This is a genomic window from Achromobacter pestifer (genome assembly GCF_902859625.1).
GTDB lineage: Bacteria > Pseudomonadota > Gammaproteobacteria > Burkholderiales > Burkholderiaceae_B > Achromobacter > Achromobacter pestifer.
The window spans coordinates 55493-70881 of record NZ_CADIJX010000013.1; the positions used below are offsets into that span (position 1 = coordinate 55493).

The following is a 15389-nucleotide window of genomic DNA, read 5'->3' on the forward strand; positions in this document are numbered from 1 at the left end:
AGACAAAACCGCACGAACTTCCGACATGGAACTTGCCGATACCGCCCCCCAGTTGGCCGGCCATCTGCCCTACCCGCTGGCCTGCCGCATTCTGCACTTCACGCCGCATTCGAGCATGCAGCGTCACACCTCGCCTTGGGCCGAGCTGAATTTCGCGCTGTCGGGCATCATGGAAATCGGCATCAATGGCGTCACCTACCTGTCGCCGCCACAATACGCCATCTGGATACCGCCGCACGTGGAGCACTGCTGCCAGAACGAAGGCGAGGTGCATTACGCCTGCATCGATATCCCGGCCGAAGCCTGTGCCGGCCTGCCCGACACGCCCTGCACGCTGGAGATCAGCCCGGTCCTGCGAGCAGTCCTGGCCGACTTTGAACGGCGTGGCATCCGCTATCCGGCCACCCCGGAAGACCGGCGCATGGCACAGATCGTCATCGATCAGCTGCGCCAGGCGCGCGCCTACGCCAGCTATCTGCCCTCCACCACCGAGCCCGTGCTGGCCCCCATTCTCTCGGCCTTGCAGCATAGTCCCGGCGATAAACGCGGCGCCGCGCACTGGGCCGCCAGCGCCGGCATCACCGAACGCACGCTGCTGCGCCATTGCCAGCAGCACCTGGGCATGTCATTTAATGAATGGCGCCAGCGTCTGCGTGTGGTGTCGGCGCTAGGCATGCTGGAAGCCGGCCACCCCGTGCAGGACGTGGCCCGCAAACTGGGCTACAGCACCCCCTCCGCCTTCATCGCCATGTTCCAACGCCTGACGGGCGAATCCCCGGACAGCGCCCGCAAACGCGCGGCGCCCGCCGCGTCCTGAACCCCTTGTATCGTTCGGTCATCCAAGCGTCCGATGCACGGCGACGCCGATCGCGCGACAATACTGTCTGACTTTATGTATTTTGCCGTGCCGTCGCGGCTTCATCGCGCCCAGGAATCCTCTTCATGTCCGCCTCAGCAACTCCCCCCGCCTCCGTGACCCACTTCAGCGCATCCGAATTGGACATGCTGGCCAAGACCGCCGACGCGCTCAGCGCCTACCTGGGCAAGCCCGTGCTGGCGGAAGTGATCCTGGGCGATGAAGGCACCGAGTGGGTGACCTACGGCGTCCCGCTGGACGAAAACGCCCAGCCCGAAGAAGACCAGACCCACGTCCAGCTGGGCGGCCCTGGCTCCCGCATCCTGGGCAACCGTGGCGGCCTGTCCCATTCCGACGACGACAGCTACGACTGCCTTTACCTGTGGGCCGTGCAGATCTCGTTGAACGAAGGCGAGCGCTTCATCAAGCTGGACCACGACGGCGAAGAATCCGCCTGGTCCGACAATCTGGAAGATGTCCTTCCCTTCGCCTTGACGGAAGAGCCGCAGGCGGCCCCGGGTGAGGAAGAAGAGGAAGAGGACGATGAGGAAGACGACGAGGACGACGACACGCCTTATGACTCGGTGGATGAACCGCGTCATTGAATGACGGTGATGGGTTGGGGGTGTTGAGTGGTGGGGTGCTTGCTCTACGTGTGGGGTGCTTGCGTTAAGTGATGGGGTGGTTGCGTTAAGTGATGGGGTGCTTGCGCTCAGTGATGAGTTGCTTGCGCTCAGTGATGGGTTGCTTGCGCTCAGTGATGGGTTGCTTGCGCTCAGTGATGGGTTGCGCGCGTTGTTTGTCAGCTCAGTGGCTACGGCGTCCGCGCGCTACACCCATCCTACGGGGCTGCGATCGCTAGGGGACCAAAAGAGGCCGCCGGCTTTGGCGGGCCTGCAAGGCCAGGCCCCTCCCCCCGATCACGGATAGAACGCCAAGCACATGACGCGCCCCGGCATCCGTCATGCTTCACGCGATGCAGCCCGGCCAGGCGGGGGCACGCGGTGCGCGGGGAGTCGATGCGCCCGAGGGAATCTGAAGGAAAGGTCAACGGCCTGGACGAAGATGACGAAGGGGCAGTCCAGAGCGGAGGCTCTGGACCGCAATCGTTGACCCGCGCACCGCGTGCCTCCGCCTGGCCGGGCGTCTCCAGCACCGACAACGCCGAACCAGCGATCACCCCGTGATCCTCCCCTCCTGCACGGCATGGCAAGCCACCACGGACACTCCCGCCAGCATGGCAACAGGCGCCTCTGCCCGGCATCGGTCATTGACATGCGGGCAGCGAGGATGAAACGTACACCCTGACGGCGGATTCAATGGGTTTGGCACTTCGCCAGCCACCGCGGTGCGCGGCTTGCCGGCCCCGTTGATATCCGGAATCGCCTCCAGCAGCATCCGCGTATACGGATGCCGAGGCCGCGTGAACAGTTCGTCCCGTGGCGCCACTTCCACCATGCGCCCCAGATACATCACCCCTACCCGGTCGGCCACGTGGTGCACCACCGCCAGGTTGTGGGAGATGAACAGATACGTCAGCCCCAGCTCCCGTTGCAGGTCCTTCATCAGGTTCAGCACCTGCGCCTGCACCGATACGTCCAGCGCGGACGTCGGCTCATCGCACACCAAAAACTCAGGATTCACCGCCAGCGCCCGCGCAATCGAAATGCGCTGACGCTGACCGCCAGAGAACTGGTGCGGATAACGGCTCTGGTCCGCCGGGTCCAGCCCGACCTGCTTCAGCAGATCGCTGACCCGCGCCACGCGCTCGGCCGGTGTCATCCGTGTGTGCGTCAGCATCGGTTCCGCAATGATGCGGCCCACGCGCCAGCGCGGATTCAGGCTGGCATACGGATCCTGGAAGATCATCTGCAAGCGCTTGCGCAATACGCGCCCGCCCGGCTCCGACATGCGCGACAACGGTTGCCCGTCAAAACGGATATCGCCGCGCGTCAGACCGTACAAGCCCACCAGCATGCGCGCCACCGTGGATTTTCCACAGCCCGATTCGCCCACCAGCGCCAGCGTTTCACCACGCGCGATCTCGAACGAAATGCCGTCGACCGCTCGCAGCATCACCTTGGGCTTGCCGGCCAGCTTGCGTTCCAGCCATGGCGGCGACACATCGAACCAGCGCGCCGCGTCCTTTACTTCTACCAAGGGCGTGCTCATGCGGCCTCCTGTGATCTTTTGTCGCCGGGCTGCCCCAAGGCAAATGAGCCGCCTTGGGGGGCAGGCGGATGCGGCGTGGGGGCCTTTCCATCGTCATGCAACCAACAGGCCGCGCGGGACGTGCCCGCCGGCAGCAATTCGGGACGCTCCGTCGCACAACGCGGCAGCCGCTGGCCGCAGCGCGGATTGAACGCACAGCCCGGCGGAATCGCGTTCAGACGCGGCATGCTGCCGTCGATCTGCACCAGCCGTTCCGCATGGCCTTCCAGCGATGGGATCGACCCCATCAGCCCCAACGTATAGGGGTGACGCGGCTTGTGGATCACATCCGCCACCGGCCCGATTTCAGCGACGCGGCCCGCGTACATCACCGCCACGCGGTCAGCGGTTTCCGCGATCACGCCCATATCGTGCGTGATCAGCATCACCGCCGTGCCGTGTTCGCGGCACAAGCGCTTGAGCAATTCGATGATCTGCGCCTGGATGGACACGTCCAGCGCGGTGGTCGGTTCGTCGGCCACGACCAGCTTGGGTTCCGCCGCCAGCGCCAAGGCGATCACCACCCGTTGGCGCATGCCGCCGGAGAACTGATGCGGATAGTGGTCGATGCGCTCGCGCGCCGCCGGAATGCCGGTGGACGCCAGCAGATCGACGGCCCGGTTGCGCGCCTGCGACCACGTCATGTCCAGATGCGTGACGATGGTTTCCGCCAGTTGCCGGCCCACCGTGTACAGCGGGTTCAAGGACGTCAACGGATCCTGGAATACCGCCCCGATCTCGCGGCCGCGCACACGGCGCATCTGCTCGTCGGGCAGGTTGTCGATGCGGCGGCCCGCCAGCAGGATCTCGCCCGCGGCGATGCGCCCGGGCGGTTCCAGCAGGCCGATGATGGACGCGCCGGTCAGCGATTTGCCGGCGCCCGATTCCCCTACGACGCCCAGGACTTCGCCGGCCTGGATGGAAAAGGACACATCGTCCAGGGCGCGTAGCGTGCCGCGGCGCGTGGGAAACTCCACGCGCAGATTGCGGACTTCTAGAAGTGCGCTCATGGTTACCTCAATTCAGCCGCGGGTTGAGCGCATCGCGCAGCCAGTCACCCAGCAGGTTGACCGACAGCACCAGCAGCACCAGCGCCGCCCCCGGGAAAATGGTGATCCACCACTCGCCGGAAAACAGGAAGTCGTTGCCGATCCGGATCAGCGTGCCCAGCGACGGCGCCGTCGGCGGCACCCCCACCCCCAGGAACGACAGGGTCGCCTCGGTGATGATGGCGGTGGCCAGATGCACCGTGGCCAGCACCAGCACCGGCCCCAGCACGTTGGGAAGCACGTGGCGGAACATGATCACGGGCGAGGACACGCCGATCACGCGGGCGGCCTGCACGTATTCGCGGTTTTTCTCCACCAGGGTGGAACCGCGAACGGTGCGCGCATATTGCGGCCAGCCGGCCAGCGCGATCGCACCGATCAACACCGGGAACGCGATCAGCTCATGCAGCTCGCGCGGGACGGCGGCACGCGCCACCCCATCGATCAGCAACGCGATCAGGATGGCGGGGAACGACAACTGCACGTCGGCAACCCGCATGATGAAGGCGTCAACGCGACCGCCCGCATACCCCGAGATCAGCCCCAAGACGATGCCGATCAACATGGACAGCAGCACCGACGCCAGGCCAATCAGCAGCGACACGCGCGTGCCGTACAGAATGGCCGAATACAGATCCCGCCCCTGACTGTCGGTGCCCAACAGATAGGTCTGCTGGCCATTGGCCTCCCAGGCGGGCGGCAGCAAGGCGTCCAGCAATTCCACCGTGGTCAGGTCGAAGGGGTTGTGCGGCGCGACCCACCCGGCCCCGAAGGAACCAATCAGCAAGGTTGCCAGCAGCAAGGTCGCCACGATGGCCACGGGAGCCCGGCGCCAGGCCCAGGCTATATCGCTGTCCCACCAGCGTTTGAGTACGGCGCGCATCAGTGAGCCCCCCCGCCGCGAGTCAGCCCGGAGCGCAAGCGCGGGTCCACGACAAAATACAGAAGATCGACGACCAGGTTGATCACCACGAACACCAGCGCGATCAGGCACAGGTACGCGGCCATCACCGGCACGTCGGCGAATTGAACCGCCTGGATGAACAACAGGCCCATGCCCGGCCACTGGAACACGGTCTCCGTGACAATCGCAAAAGCGATGATGCCGCCCAGCTGCAACCCGGTGATCGTGATGACCGGCACCATCGTGTTCTTCAGCGCGTGGCCAAAGTGGATGGCGCGGCGCTTCAGGCCGCGGGCGCGGGCGAACTTGATGTAATCCGAACGCAGCACTTCCAGCATTTCGGAGCGCACCAGACGCAGCACCAATGTCATCTGGAACAGCGACAAGGTGATGGACGGCAAGATCAGGTGCTTCCAGCCGGTGGCCGTGAACAGCCCCGATGTCCACCAGCCCACGCTGACGGTATCGCCGCGCCCGTAGCTGGGCAGCCAGCCCAGTTGCACGGAAAACACCAGAATCAGCAGGATGCCGATCAGGAAGGTGGGCAACGACACGCCCAGCAAAGAACCCGCCAACAGCATCTGAGACACCAGGCTGTTGCGCTTGAGCGCCGTATACACGCCCAACGGCACACCCACGACCAGCGCCAGCAAGGCCGCCACCATGGATAGCTCCAGCGTGGCCGGCAGGCGGGATTTCAGCAGCGTGGAAACGGGTTCGCTCTGGCGCAGGGAAATGCCGAAATTGCCCTGCGCGGCATTGACCACGAAATGACCGAATTGAACGATGGCGGGCTCGTTCAGCCCCAGGCGTTCACGCAACTCGATTCGCTCGGCATCGGTGGCGTCCTGCCCCAGCATGATGGTGACAGGGTCGCCGACGTATTGAAAAAGCACAAAGGCCAGTAGCGCGACGGTGAGCATCACCGCTACGGCCTGCAACAGGCGACGCAGAATGAAAGCAAACATAGATGGAAATACCCCCACGCCGCGCACGCACAACGTGCTTGCTGCCGCCCCAGGGGGTGTTTTTACCTTGGGGCGACGCGGCGGAAAAAATCAAAACGGCGGGGGCCGATCAGGCCCCACGCCGTTTGGTTAGCCAGGATCAGTCAACCTTGACCCAATCGGCAACAAGGCGATTGTCGGCACGGTGGATAACCGTGACGTTCTTGCGCATCGCCCAGGGGATGACCTGGTCATGCAACGGGATGTGGCCAAAGTCCTTGGCATGGCCTTGCAGCACGGTAATGATGTCGGCATCACGCTTGGCGGGGTCGGTCTCGGTCTTGATGCGATCGATGATGGCGTCAAGTTCCTTGTTGCTGTAGCCGCCCAGGTTGTACATGCCGTCAGCGCCTTCGCCCTTGGTGCGGATCAGGTTCTGCAAGGAGTACATGGCGTCGAACGTAGGCACGCCCCAGCCGGACAGATAGGCGCTGGTGTCGAACGACTGCACCTTCGGGAAGTAGGTGGAACGCGGCATGGCGTTCATCGTCGCCTTCACGCCGACCTTGGCCCACATGCCGACCACGGCCTGACAGATGGCTTCGTCATTGATGTAGCGGTTGTTCGGGCAGTCCAGCGTGAAGTTCAAGGTGCCGTCATAGCCGGCTTCCTTCAACAGGGCGCGGGATTTTTCGGGATCGTAGGGCACGCGCTTGTGCACCGATTCCGCCCAGCCATGCACCTGCGGCGCGATCATCGTGCCAGTGGGTGCGGACAGGCCGCGCATCACGGCGCGCTTGATGGCGTCCACGTCGATGGCGCGGTACAGCGCTTCACGCACGCGGATGTCCTGGAACGGGTTCTTGCCCTTGATGTTGGAGTACTGAAGCTCCGGACGCTTCTGGTCCAGGCCCAGGTAGATGGTGCGGTATTCGTTGCCTTCCACCACCTTTTGCGCCTGGCGCAGACGCTCCAGATCCTGCGCGGCAGGGTCCAGCACGAAGTCGATCTCACCGGACAGCAGCGCGGCCGTGCGGGTGGCGTTCTGCTTGATCGGCGTGAACACCACTTCGGTCACGTTGCCGACCTTGCCGGCCTTGTTCCACCAGTCCTTGTTTTCTTCAAAGACCGTGCGCACATCCACTTCGCGCGTCTTCAGCTTGTAGGGGCCGGTGCCGTTGGTGTTGCGCGCGCCGTAGGTCTCTTCCTTGTTGACGTAGTCCTGCGGCTTGGCGATGTTGTTCTTTTCCGACCAGGCCTTGTTCATGATGAACACGTTGGTCAGTTGGCGCAGCAGCACGGGGTTGGGCGCCGAGGTTTCGATTTCGATCGTCAGATCATCGATCTTGCGCGCTTCCTTGATACCCGTCGTGTAGGCCTTGTAGTTCGACGTGGGAGCCATGGCGCGGTGAATCGAGAACACCGCGTCGTCCGCCGTGAAAGCGGCGCCGTCATGGAACTTCACGCCAGAGCGCAGCTTGAATCGATACAGCGTCGGCGACAGTTGTTCCCACTCCGTCGCCAGGCGCGGCACCACCTTGAACGTCTTGTCGTAATCCACCAGCGGTTCATAGATGTAGCTGTTGGCGGCGATCGTCATGCCTTCGTTCTGCGAATGCGGATCAAAGGTGAGGATGTCGCCCTGGGCAGCCCAGCGGAAAGTCTTGGCTTGCCCGATCGAGGGCACGGCCACGGCGGCGGCGATCGCGATAGCAATCAAAGTGCGGCGCATAGGGGTCAACTCCTGACATTAGTCTGAATACCGGCGCGAGTGTGCCTATGCGCCAGACCCCCGTCAATTCAGGGTTTATACGTACCGGAGGGGGTTTTCACAGAGAGGAAACAATGGGGGACATATATGCTTGTAACAAAATAATTGAAGCAAACAACGTTCGAGTGCGCGCCAGCAACGGACTTACTCGTCCGCGTCGATCGGCAGCTCCAGCGGCACGTGCTCCGTCATCAGCACATCCAGCATCTCGATCAGCAGCGCGGCGCGCTCTTCGCCAAACGGCGCCAGCACCGCCTTCTGATGCTGCAAGGCCTGTTCGCACAGGTTGGCGATCAGGTGAGTGCCCTTGGTGGTGATGCAGACGCGCGTCTGGCGCCGGTCGGCCCGCACGCCCGTGCGCGCCACCAACCCTTCGGCCTCCATCCGTTGCACCACCTTGCTCAAGGTCGGCTGCTTGGTGATGGCCAGCACCGCCAGCGTGCCGATGGTTTCGCCCGGGCTGCCCTCCAGGCTGGCCAGCACCCGCCATTCGGTCACCGACAATCCGGCCGCCTTCACCTGCATATGGAATTCGGCCGAAATGCGCTGGCTGGCCTGCGCCAGCAGATAGGCCAGATAGCCATCGACGAAACGCGGCCCCGCCGTGCCTCGACCTGTCAGAAGCGTTTCCCGCTGCTTGTCCAACCGCATGTTGCTTTGCTCCCACGCACCGGAATTCATGAATGGCCGACGGCCGAAAAGCGCATTGCACCACGACGGCGCAAACGCGCGCCATGATGTGCCGCAATGCTGTTGCGCAGCACAGGGTATACCCGGAATCGCAACCCGTTTTTGCACCATGACGGCGCTGAATATCCGTCATGGAGCTAGAGAACAACCAGTATATACACCCTTGTTTTAGCGTGATATTTTTTGAGTTCCATGAAATTTCATCTTTTTTGTTGACAGCTAAAACGTTGACTCCTAAAGTATTTTTCAGGCGAAGATTTCGTGGCATGACGATGCTGCATGGCAGCAAGGCTTGAGGACCGGTTTGCCGGCCCGCACAGGAGTTCGAGATGGCTGAAAGGTCTTTCAAAAAAGAAGTCCAGCAGTTGCGCATCGGCGAAGGCGAAGAGTTTCGCGGCGAGGGCATTCTTGCCGTCACCAAAGGGCTGCTGCAATCCGGCGTGGGATATGTGGCCGGCTACCAGGGTTCACCGATTTCGCACTTGATGGACGTGCTGGCCGACGCCAACGACATCCTGCAAGAGCTGGGCGTCCACTTTGAAGCCAGCGCCTCGGAAGCCACCGCCGCCGCCACGCTTGCGGCCTCGGTCATGTACCCGATCCGAGGCGCCGTCACCTGGAAATCCACCGTGGGCACCAACGTCGCCTCGGACGCGCTGGCCAACCTGGCTTCCGGCGGCGTCACGGGCGGTGCGCTGGTCATCGTCGGCGAAGACTACGGCGAAGGCTCGTCCATCATGCAGGAGCGTTCGCACGCTTTCGCCATGAAATCGCAGATCTGGCTGCTGGACCCGCGCCCCAACCTGGAAAGCATGGTCAAGGCGGTGGAAGACGGGTTTGAATTGTCGGAAGCCAGCAAGACGCCCGTGATGCTGCAACTGCGCATCCGTGGCTGCCATGTCCATGGACGCTTCATCGCCAAGGAAAACAAGCGGCCGACCTTTTCGCTGGCCGAAGCGCTGGAAAGCCCGGCGCGCGACACCAGCCGCATCGTGCTGCCGCCCGCCTCCTTCCTGCACGAGCAGGAAAAAATCAAGGAACGCTGGCCCGCCGCCATCCGCTACATCAAGGAACACAAGCTCAACGAGCATTTCGACGGCGACCAACAGGACATCGGCCTGATCCTGCAAGGCGGCCTGTACAACGGCGTCATCCGTTCCTTGCAACTGCTGGGTCTGGCCGACAATTTCGGCAACAGCCGCATCCCGCTGTACGTCATGAACGTGACCTACCCCGTCATCGAGGACGAGGTCATCGATTTCTGCCGCGACAAGCGCGCCGTGCTGCTGCTGGAAGAAGGCCAGCCCGACTATATCGAACAGAATCTGCACGCGGTGCTGCGCAAGGCCGGCATCAATACCCACCTGTCCGGCAAGGACGTGCTGCCCATGGCGGGCGAGTACACCACGCAGGTCATGCGCGACGGCCTGCGAGAATTCCTGAAACGCCAACGCCCGGAATCGCTGCAAACGCATCCGGCGGTCGCCGCGGATGCACAAGCCCAAGCCCTGGCGCATCAGCCGGAAATCACGGAAGTCTCGCGTCCGAAGCCGGCTAAACCCCCCACCCCCGCGGAACAACCCATCACCTTCCATAAGCAGGTTGACGGCCTGGCCTCGGTGGTGCCGCCGCGCCCCGCCGGCTTCTGTACGGGCTGTCCCGAACGCCCCATCTTTTCCGCGCTGACACTGGCGCAGGAATCGCTGGGGCAGCACCACATTTCCTGCGACATCGGTTGCCACCTGTTCTCCATCCTGCCGCCCTTCAACCTGGGCGCCACCACCATGGGCTACGGGCTGGGCGCCTCCAGCGCGGCGGCCTTCAACGTGCCCGCCGCCAAGCGGCCCATCTCCATCATGGGCGACGGCGGCTTCTGGCATAACGGCCTGTCCTCCGGCATTGGCAACGCGGTGTTCAACAAGTACGACGGCGTCATCGTCATCGTCGACAACTTCTACGCTTCGGCCACCGGCGGACAGGATATCCTGTCCTCGCGCGCCGACAACCCCGATCGTTCCACCAACAATCCCATCGACCACGCCGTGCGTGGCGTGGGCGTGAAATGGGTGCGCACGCTGGACCGCACGTATGACGTCGCGAAGGTGCGCGCAACCATCGAAGAAGCACTGACCACCGACATCAAGGGCCCGAAAGTCATCATCGCGCAGTCGGAATGCATGTTGAACAAGCAGCGCCGCATCAAGCCGCTGTTCAACAAGGCCGTCAAGGAAGGCCGCCGCATGGTGAAGGAACGCTTCGGCGTGGACCCCGACGTCTGCACCGGCGACCATGCCTGTATCCGGCTGTCCGGTTGCCCCTCGCTGACCGTGAAGGACAGCGGCGACCCCTTGAAGGAAGACCCGGTGGCGCACGTGGAAAGCAGTTGCGTGGGCTGCGGCAACTGCGGCGAAGTTGCCCATGCCGCCGTGTTGTGCCCGTCGTTCTACCGTGCCGACATCGTGCATAACCCGACAGGCGGCGACCGCTTCCTGGCGCGGGTGCGCGGCGCGGTCATCGGCTTCCTGCAACGCCGCCGCGCAGCGCGGTTGGCTCAATACGCCCTGTAAGGACAACCGTTTCATGAACCCGGTGGCATTGCAACAAGGCAACCCGATCAAGATCGCCATCCTGGCCATGGGCGGCCAGGGCGGCGGCGTATTGGCCGACTGGATCGTCGACATGGCCGAGCACGCCGGCTGGTGGGCGCAGACGACCTCGGTGCCGGGCGTGGCCCAGCGCACCGGCGCGACCATCTATTACCTGGAACTGCTGCCCGAAGCCGACGTGGCGCGCGCTGGCCGTCCTCCCGCCTTAGCGCTGATGCCCACGCCGGGCGATGTGGATCTGGTGGTGGCGGCCGAACTGATGGAAGGCGGCCGTGCCATCCAGCGCGGCCTGGTCACGCCGGAACGCACGGTGCTGCTGTCCTCGTCGCACCGCAGCTATGCGGTCAGCGAAAAATCCGCGCCTGGCAACGGCATTGCCGACCCCAACAAGGTGCTGGAAGCCGGCCGTGCCGCGGCCAAGCGCTTCTTGTGCTTCGACCTGCAAGACCTGGCCGACCGTGCCGGCAGCGTCATCAGCGCCAGCCTGTTCGGCGCCGTTGCAGGCAGCGGCGCCCTGCCGTTTGCCCGCGAAGACTATGAAGCCACCGTGCGCCGCGCGGGCCTGGGCGTGGACGCCAGCCTGCGCGCCTTCGCACTGGGCTTCGATACTGCCCGCGAAGCGCCCGCACAACCTGCCGCCATCGATCTGACGCGCCCGGTTCCTGCGCTGCCTGAGCGCGCCGCGAGCCCCAAGGCGCAAGCGCTGCTGGACACGATCAAGCGTGATTTTCCCGCCTGTGCGCAGCCCATGTTGGCCGCCGGCGTGCGCCGCCAGCTGGAATTCCAGGACGCTGCCTACGCCGCGGATTACCTGCGCCGCATGAAGGCGCTGCGCGACCTTGACGCCCAACACGGCGGCGATGCCCAGCAATGGGCGCTGACCTGTGCCGCCGCCCGCTACGTGGCCACCGCCATGGCCTATGACGACGTGATCCGCGTCGCCGACCTGAAAACGCGCGGAACCCGCTTTGACCGCATCCGCCAGGAAGTCGGCGCCCGCCCCGAACAGTTGGTCATGACAACCGACTACATGCACCCGCGGCTGGAGGAAATCTGCGGCACGCTGCCCACCGGGCTGGGCCGTTGGCTTGAAGGCTCCAAGGCATTCGGCGGCTTTGTCGAACGCCGGCTGGGCAAGGGCAGGCTGATGAAAAGCGGCACCCTCGGTGGCTTCCTGATGCTGTACACGCTTGCCGGCATGCGCCGCTTCCGGCGCAGCACGCTGCGCCATCAGATCGAAATGAAAGGCCTGGAACAGTGGCTGGACCTGATCGCCGGTCTTGCGCCGAAGGACTACGCGCTGGCAGTGGAGACCGTCAATTGCCGCCGCCTGGTCAAGGGCTATAGCGACACGCATGTACGCGGCGGCGGCAAGTACCGCCAATTGATCGCCGCAGCCGCGCAACTTGTGGGACGCCCCGACGCTGCCGCCACGCTGCGCGACTTGCGCAACACCGCACTGGCCAACGAGCAATGCGGCCCGATGGAACGCCAGTTGGCCGACAAGCTGGCTGCTTGATCCGAATACCGAAAGAGACAAACGCCGTGCAGACATTGAAACTGATCGTCCGGGAAGTCCGACAAGAATCGCCGCTGATCCGATCCTTCCGCCTGGTGCGCGAAGACGCCGGCCCGCTGCCGGCCTTTGGACCCGGCGCACACCTGAAAGTGACGGTGCCGGGCCTGCGCGACCCGCGCTGCTATTCGCTGGTGCAATTGGCGCCCGAGGCCGGGCAGTTTGCCCAGCCCATGGAATACCGATTGGGCGTGCGGCTGGAAGAATCCAGCCAAGGCGGCTCCCGTCACATGCACGCGCTGGCCGAAGGCGACACGCTGACCGTGGAAGGCCCCAAGAACGATTTCCCCTTGCATGAATCGCCCGCCGGGGACGAACCCGTCGTGCTGATCGCCGGCGGCATCGGCATCACCCCGGTGGCATCCATGGCCGCCGCGCTGAAGGCGGCCGGACGCGCCTTCCATCTGCATTACTGTGGCCGCAGCAAGGACCAGTTGGCCTTCGTCCCTGAACTGGAAGCGCTGGCTGGCGCCAACCTGACGCTGCACGCCGACGACGATCCCGCCTGCCGCTTCGACCTGCAAGCGCTGCTGGCGGCGGCAACGCCGCGCCAGCACCTGTATGTATGCGGCCCCAAGGGCCTGATCGACGCCGTCATCCAGCAAGCCCGCGCACGCCACTGGCCCGATGCTCACATCCATTTTGAACTGTTCGTGACCGCCGCCCCGCAAGCCGGCGACCAACCGTTTGAAGTCGAACTGCGCCAATCGGGCCGCACGCTGACCATCCCCGCCGACAAGACCATTGTCGACGTCATGGAGGAAGAAGGCTGCGACCCGATGTATGACTGCAAGCGCGGCGAGTGCGGTGTCTGTCAGGCAACCGTCCTGGAAGGCGAACCCGATCATCGCGATTACTACCTGTCGGACACTGAAAAGGCCAGCGGCAAGATCATCCAGATCTGCATCTCGCGCGCGAAGTCGGCGCGGCTGGTGCTGGACCTCTAGGGCCCCGACGACAAGGAAGCGACCATGGCCAAATACCGCGACAATCCCGACGCCATCCGCGCCCTGCTGCGCGAGACCGAAGTCCACAAGGACTTGTTCATCGACCAGGAACTGTTCGACCTGGAGATGGAGCGCCTGTACGCCAACACGTGGGTCTACGTCGGCCACGACAGCCAGGTGCCCAACCCGGGCGACTACATCACGACCACGGTCGGCAATCAGCCAGTGGTGATGGTCCGCCACAGCGACAAGAGCGTGCGCGTGCTGCACAACCGCTGCCCGCACAAGGGCACGATGGTGGCAGGCGACGCCTGCGGCAACACCGGCAAGTTCTTCCGCTGCCCCTATCACGCCTGGACCTTCAAGACGGACGGCAGCCTGCTGTCGATTCCGCTGAAGAAAGGCTACGAAAACACCGGGTTGGAGCACTGCGAAGCCAGCCAGGGCATGGCCGCCGTCAAGGATGTGAAGAACCATCGCGGCTTCGTGTTCTGCCGCCTGAACCCGGAAGGCCAGTCATTCGAGGACTTCTTCGGCGAATCGCTATCCACCCTGGACAACATGGTCGACCGTTCGCCAGAGGGCCGTCTGGAAGTCGCCGGCGGCGTGTTGCGCTACATGCACCGCTGCAACTGGAAGATGCTGGTCGACAACCAGACCGACACCTGCCACCCCATGGTGGCGCACGAATCGTCTGCGGGCACGGCGGTGAAGGTCTGGGAGCAAGCGCCGGAGGGCACGCCCAAGCCGATGGCGGTTGAACTGTTCGCGCCCTTTATCTCGCCCTACGAGTTCTTCGAGAACATGGGCATCCGCGTCTGGGAGAACGGCCACGGGCATACCGGCGTGTCGGACTCCATCCATGCGTCCTACTCCGGTGTTCCGGGGTATTGGGACGCGATGGTCTCAGCCTACGGCGAAGACCGCGCCAAGCAGATCCTGGGGGACGTCCGCCACAACACCGTGTACTTCCCCAACATCATGGTGAAGGGCCCCATCCAGACGCTGCGCATCTTCAAACCCATCGCGGCGGATCGCACGCTGGTGGAGTCGTGGACGTTCCGCCTGGTCGGGGCGCCGGACCTGCTGCTGGAACGCACGCTCATGTACAACCGGCTGATCAACGCACCGACCTCGGTCGTCGGCCATGACGATCTGGAAATGTACGAACGCGCGCAGGATGGCTTGAATTCGCGCGCGCGTGACTGGGTGAACGTCGGCCGGCTGTACACGCCGGACGAAGTCGGCCAGAAGAACGTGGCCACCAATGGCACCAATGAATGGCAGATGCGCAACCAGTACCGCGCATGGGGCCGCTACATGACCGGATCGGAGTCGGTATGAGCGCAAGCGACCGCGAGTTGATCGATTTTGTCTACGCCGAAGCACGCTTGCTGGACGAGCTGCGTTTTGAAGACTGGCTGAACCTGTACACGGAAGACGGCCACTACTGGATGCCGTTGGCGCATGGGCAGACGGACGCCAAGCTGCATGCATCACTGATGTACGAAGACAAGTTGCTGCTGCGCGTGCGCGTGGAACGGCTGGCCGGCCAGCGCACGTTTTCGCAGCAGCCCAAAAGCCGCTGCCACCATCTGTTGCAAGCGCCCACCGTGGAACACGGTCATCCGGACGCCGCGCCCGCCGACGGTCTGCATGTGGTGCGCACCGCCTTCCACTATGTCGAGACCCGGCAGGACGCGCAGACGCTGTACGCCGGTTGGACCACCCACCACCTGGTGGAGCAGGACGGCGGATTGCGCATCCGCCTGAAGCGCGTTGACCTCGTCAACTGCGACGCCGCCTTCGGCAACATCCAATTGTTCATGTAG

At 63.9% G+C, this 15389-nt stretch carries 13 protein-coding genes; 7 read left to right on the top strand and 6 right to left on the bottom strand.

The features are described from left to right. Nucleotides 1-25: 25 nt before the first annotated feature. A complete protein-coding gene (locus tag HV753_RS28665; RefSeq protein ID WP_175177955.1) occupies nucleotides 26-817 on the top strand; it encodes an AraC family transcriptional regulator in 792 nt (263 codons plus the stop codon). A 125-nt stretch (nucleotides 818-942) separates the two neighbouring features. Beyond that, on the top strand, nucleotides 943-1461 hold the full coding sequence (locus tag HV753_RS28670; RefSeq protein ID WP_175177956.1) for a hypothetical protein: 519 nt from the start codon (nucleotides 943-945) through the stop codon (nucleotides 1459-1461). 571 nt (nucleotides 1462-2032) lie between these two features. Here the strand turns inward: HV753_RS28670 and HV753_RS28675 are convergent. The 6 genes from HV753_RS28675 to HV753_RS28700 all read right to left on the bottom strand — a co-directional run bounded on the left by HV753_RS28675 (nucleotide 2033) and on the right by HV753_RS28700 (nucleotide 8389). Continuing rightward, the gene (locus HV753_RS28675) at nucleotides 2033-3028 is read right to left on the bottom strand and encodes an ABC transporter ATP-binding protein (protein ID WP_175177957.1); all 996 of its coding nucleotides are present in this window, start codon (nucleotides 3026-3028) and stop codon (nucleotides 2033-2035) included. Then, nucleotides 3025-4077 carry an ABC transporter ATP-binding protein gene (locus HV753_RS28680; RefSeq protein ID WP_175177958.1) on the bottom strand — a complete coding sequence of 351 codons (1053 nt, stop codon included), beginning with the start codon at nucleotides 4075-4077 and terminating at the stop codon, nucleotides 3025-3027. Before HV753_RS28680 ends, HV753_RS28675 begins: the two co-directional genes overlap by 4 nt. A gap of 7 nt (nucleotides 4078-4084) precedes the next feature. After that, the gene (locus HV753_RS28685) at nucleotides 4085-4999 is read right to left on the bottom strand and encodes an ABC transporter permease (RefSeq protein WP_175177959.1); all 915 of its coding nucleotides are present in this window, start codon (nucleotides 4997-4999) and stop codon (nucleotides 4085-4087) included. Continuing rightward, the gene (locus tag HV753_RS28690; protein ID WP_175177960.1) at nucleotides 4999-5988 is read right to left on the bottom strand and encodes an ABC transporter permease; all 990 of its coding nucleotides are present in this window, start codon (nucleotides 5986-5988) and stop codon (nucleotides 4999-5001) included. Before HV753_RS28690 ends, HV753_RS28685 begins: the two co-directional genes overlap by 1 nt. 139 nt (nucleotides 5989-6127) lie before the next feature. Then, nucleotides 6128-7699 (bottom strand): ABC transporter substrate-binding protein, encoded by a 1572-nt coding sequence (locus HV753_RS28695; RefSeq protein WP_175177961.1) that lies wholly within the window; start codon nucleotides 7697-7699, stop codon nucleotides 6128-6130. 183 nt (nucleotides 7700-7882) lie between these two features. Then, the gene (locus HV753_RS28700) at nucleotides 7883-8389 is read right to left on the bottom strand and encodes a MarR family winged helix-turn-helix transcriptional regulator (protein ID WP_175177962.1); all 507 of its coding nucleotides are present in this window, start codon (nucleotides 8387-8389) and stop codon (nucleotides 7883-7885) included. A gap of 368 nt (nucleotides 8390-8757) precedes the next feature. Between HV753_RS28700 and HV753_RS28705 the strand changes: the two genes are divergently transcribed. The 5 genes from HV753_RS28705 to HV753_RS28725 are packed head-to-tail and all read left to right on the top strand — an operon-like array spanning nucleotide 8758 to nucleotide 15389. Next, nucleotides 8758-10995, top strand: a complete 2238-nt coding sequence (locus tag HV753_RS28705) for a ferredoxin family protein (RefSeq protein WP_175177963.1) — start codon at nucleotides 8758-8760, stop codon at nucleotides 10993-10995. 13 nt (nucleotides 10996-11008) lie between these two features. Next, complete coding sequence (locus tag HV753_RS28710; protein ID WP_175177964.1) at nucleotides 11009-12553, top strand: indolepyruvate oxidoreductase subunit beta family protein; 1545 nt, start codon at nucleotides 11009-11011, stop codon at nucleotides 12551-12553. Between the two features lie 26 nt (nucleotides 12554-12579). Then, nucleotides 12580-13557 (top strand): PDR/VanB family oxidoreductase, encoded by a 978-nt coding sequence (locus tag HV753_RS28715; RefSeq protein WP_175177965.1) that lies wholly within the window; start codon nucleotides 12580-12582, stop codon nucleotides 13555-13557. A gap of 24 nt (nucleotides 13558-13581) precedes the next feature. After that, nucleotides 13582-14901: an aromatic ring-hydroxylating dioxygenase subunit alpha gene (locus tag HV753_RS28720; RefSeq protein WP_175177966.1), complete on the top strand. Its 1320-nt coding sequence runs from the start codon at nucleotides 13582-13584 to the stop codon at nucleotides 14899-14901. Further along, nucleotides 14898-15389 carry an aromatic-ring-hydroxylating dioxygenase subunit beta gene (locus HV753_RS28725; protein ID WP_175177967.1) on the top strand — a complete coding sequence of 164 codons (492 nt, stop codon included), beginning with the start codon at nucleotides 14898-14900 and terminating at the stop codon, nucleotides 15387-15389. The genes HV753_RS28720 and HV753_RS28725 overlap by 4 nt, the downstream gene beginning before the upstream one ends.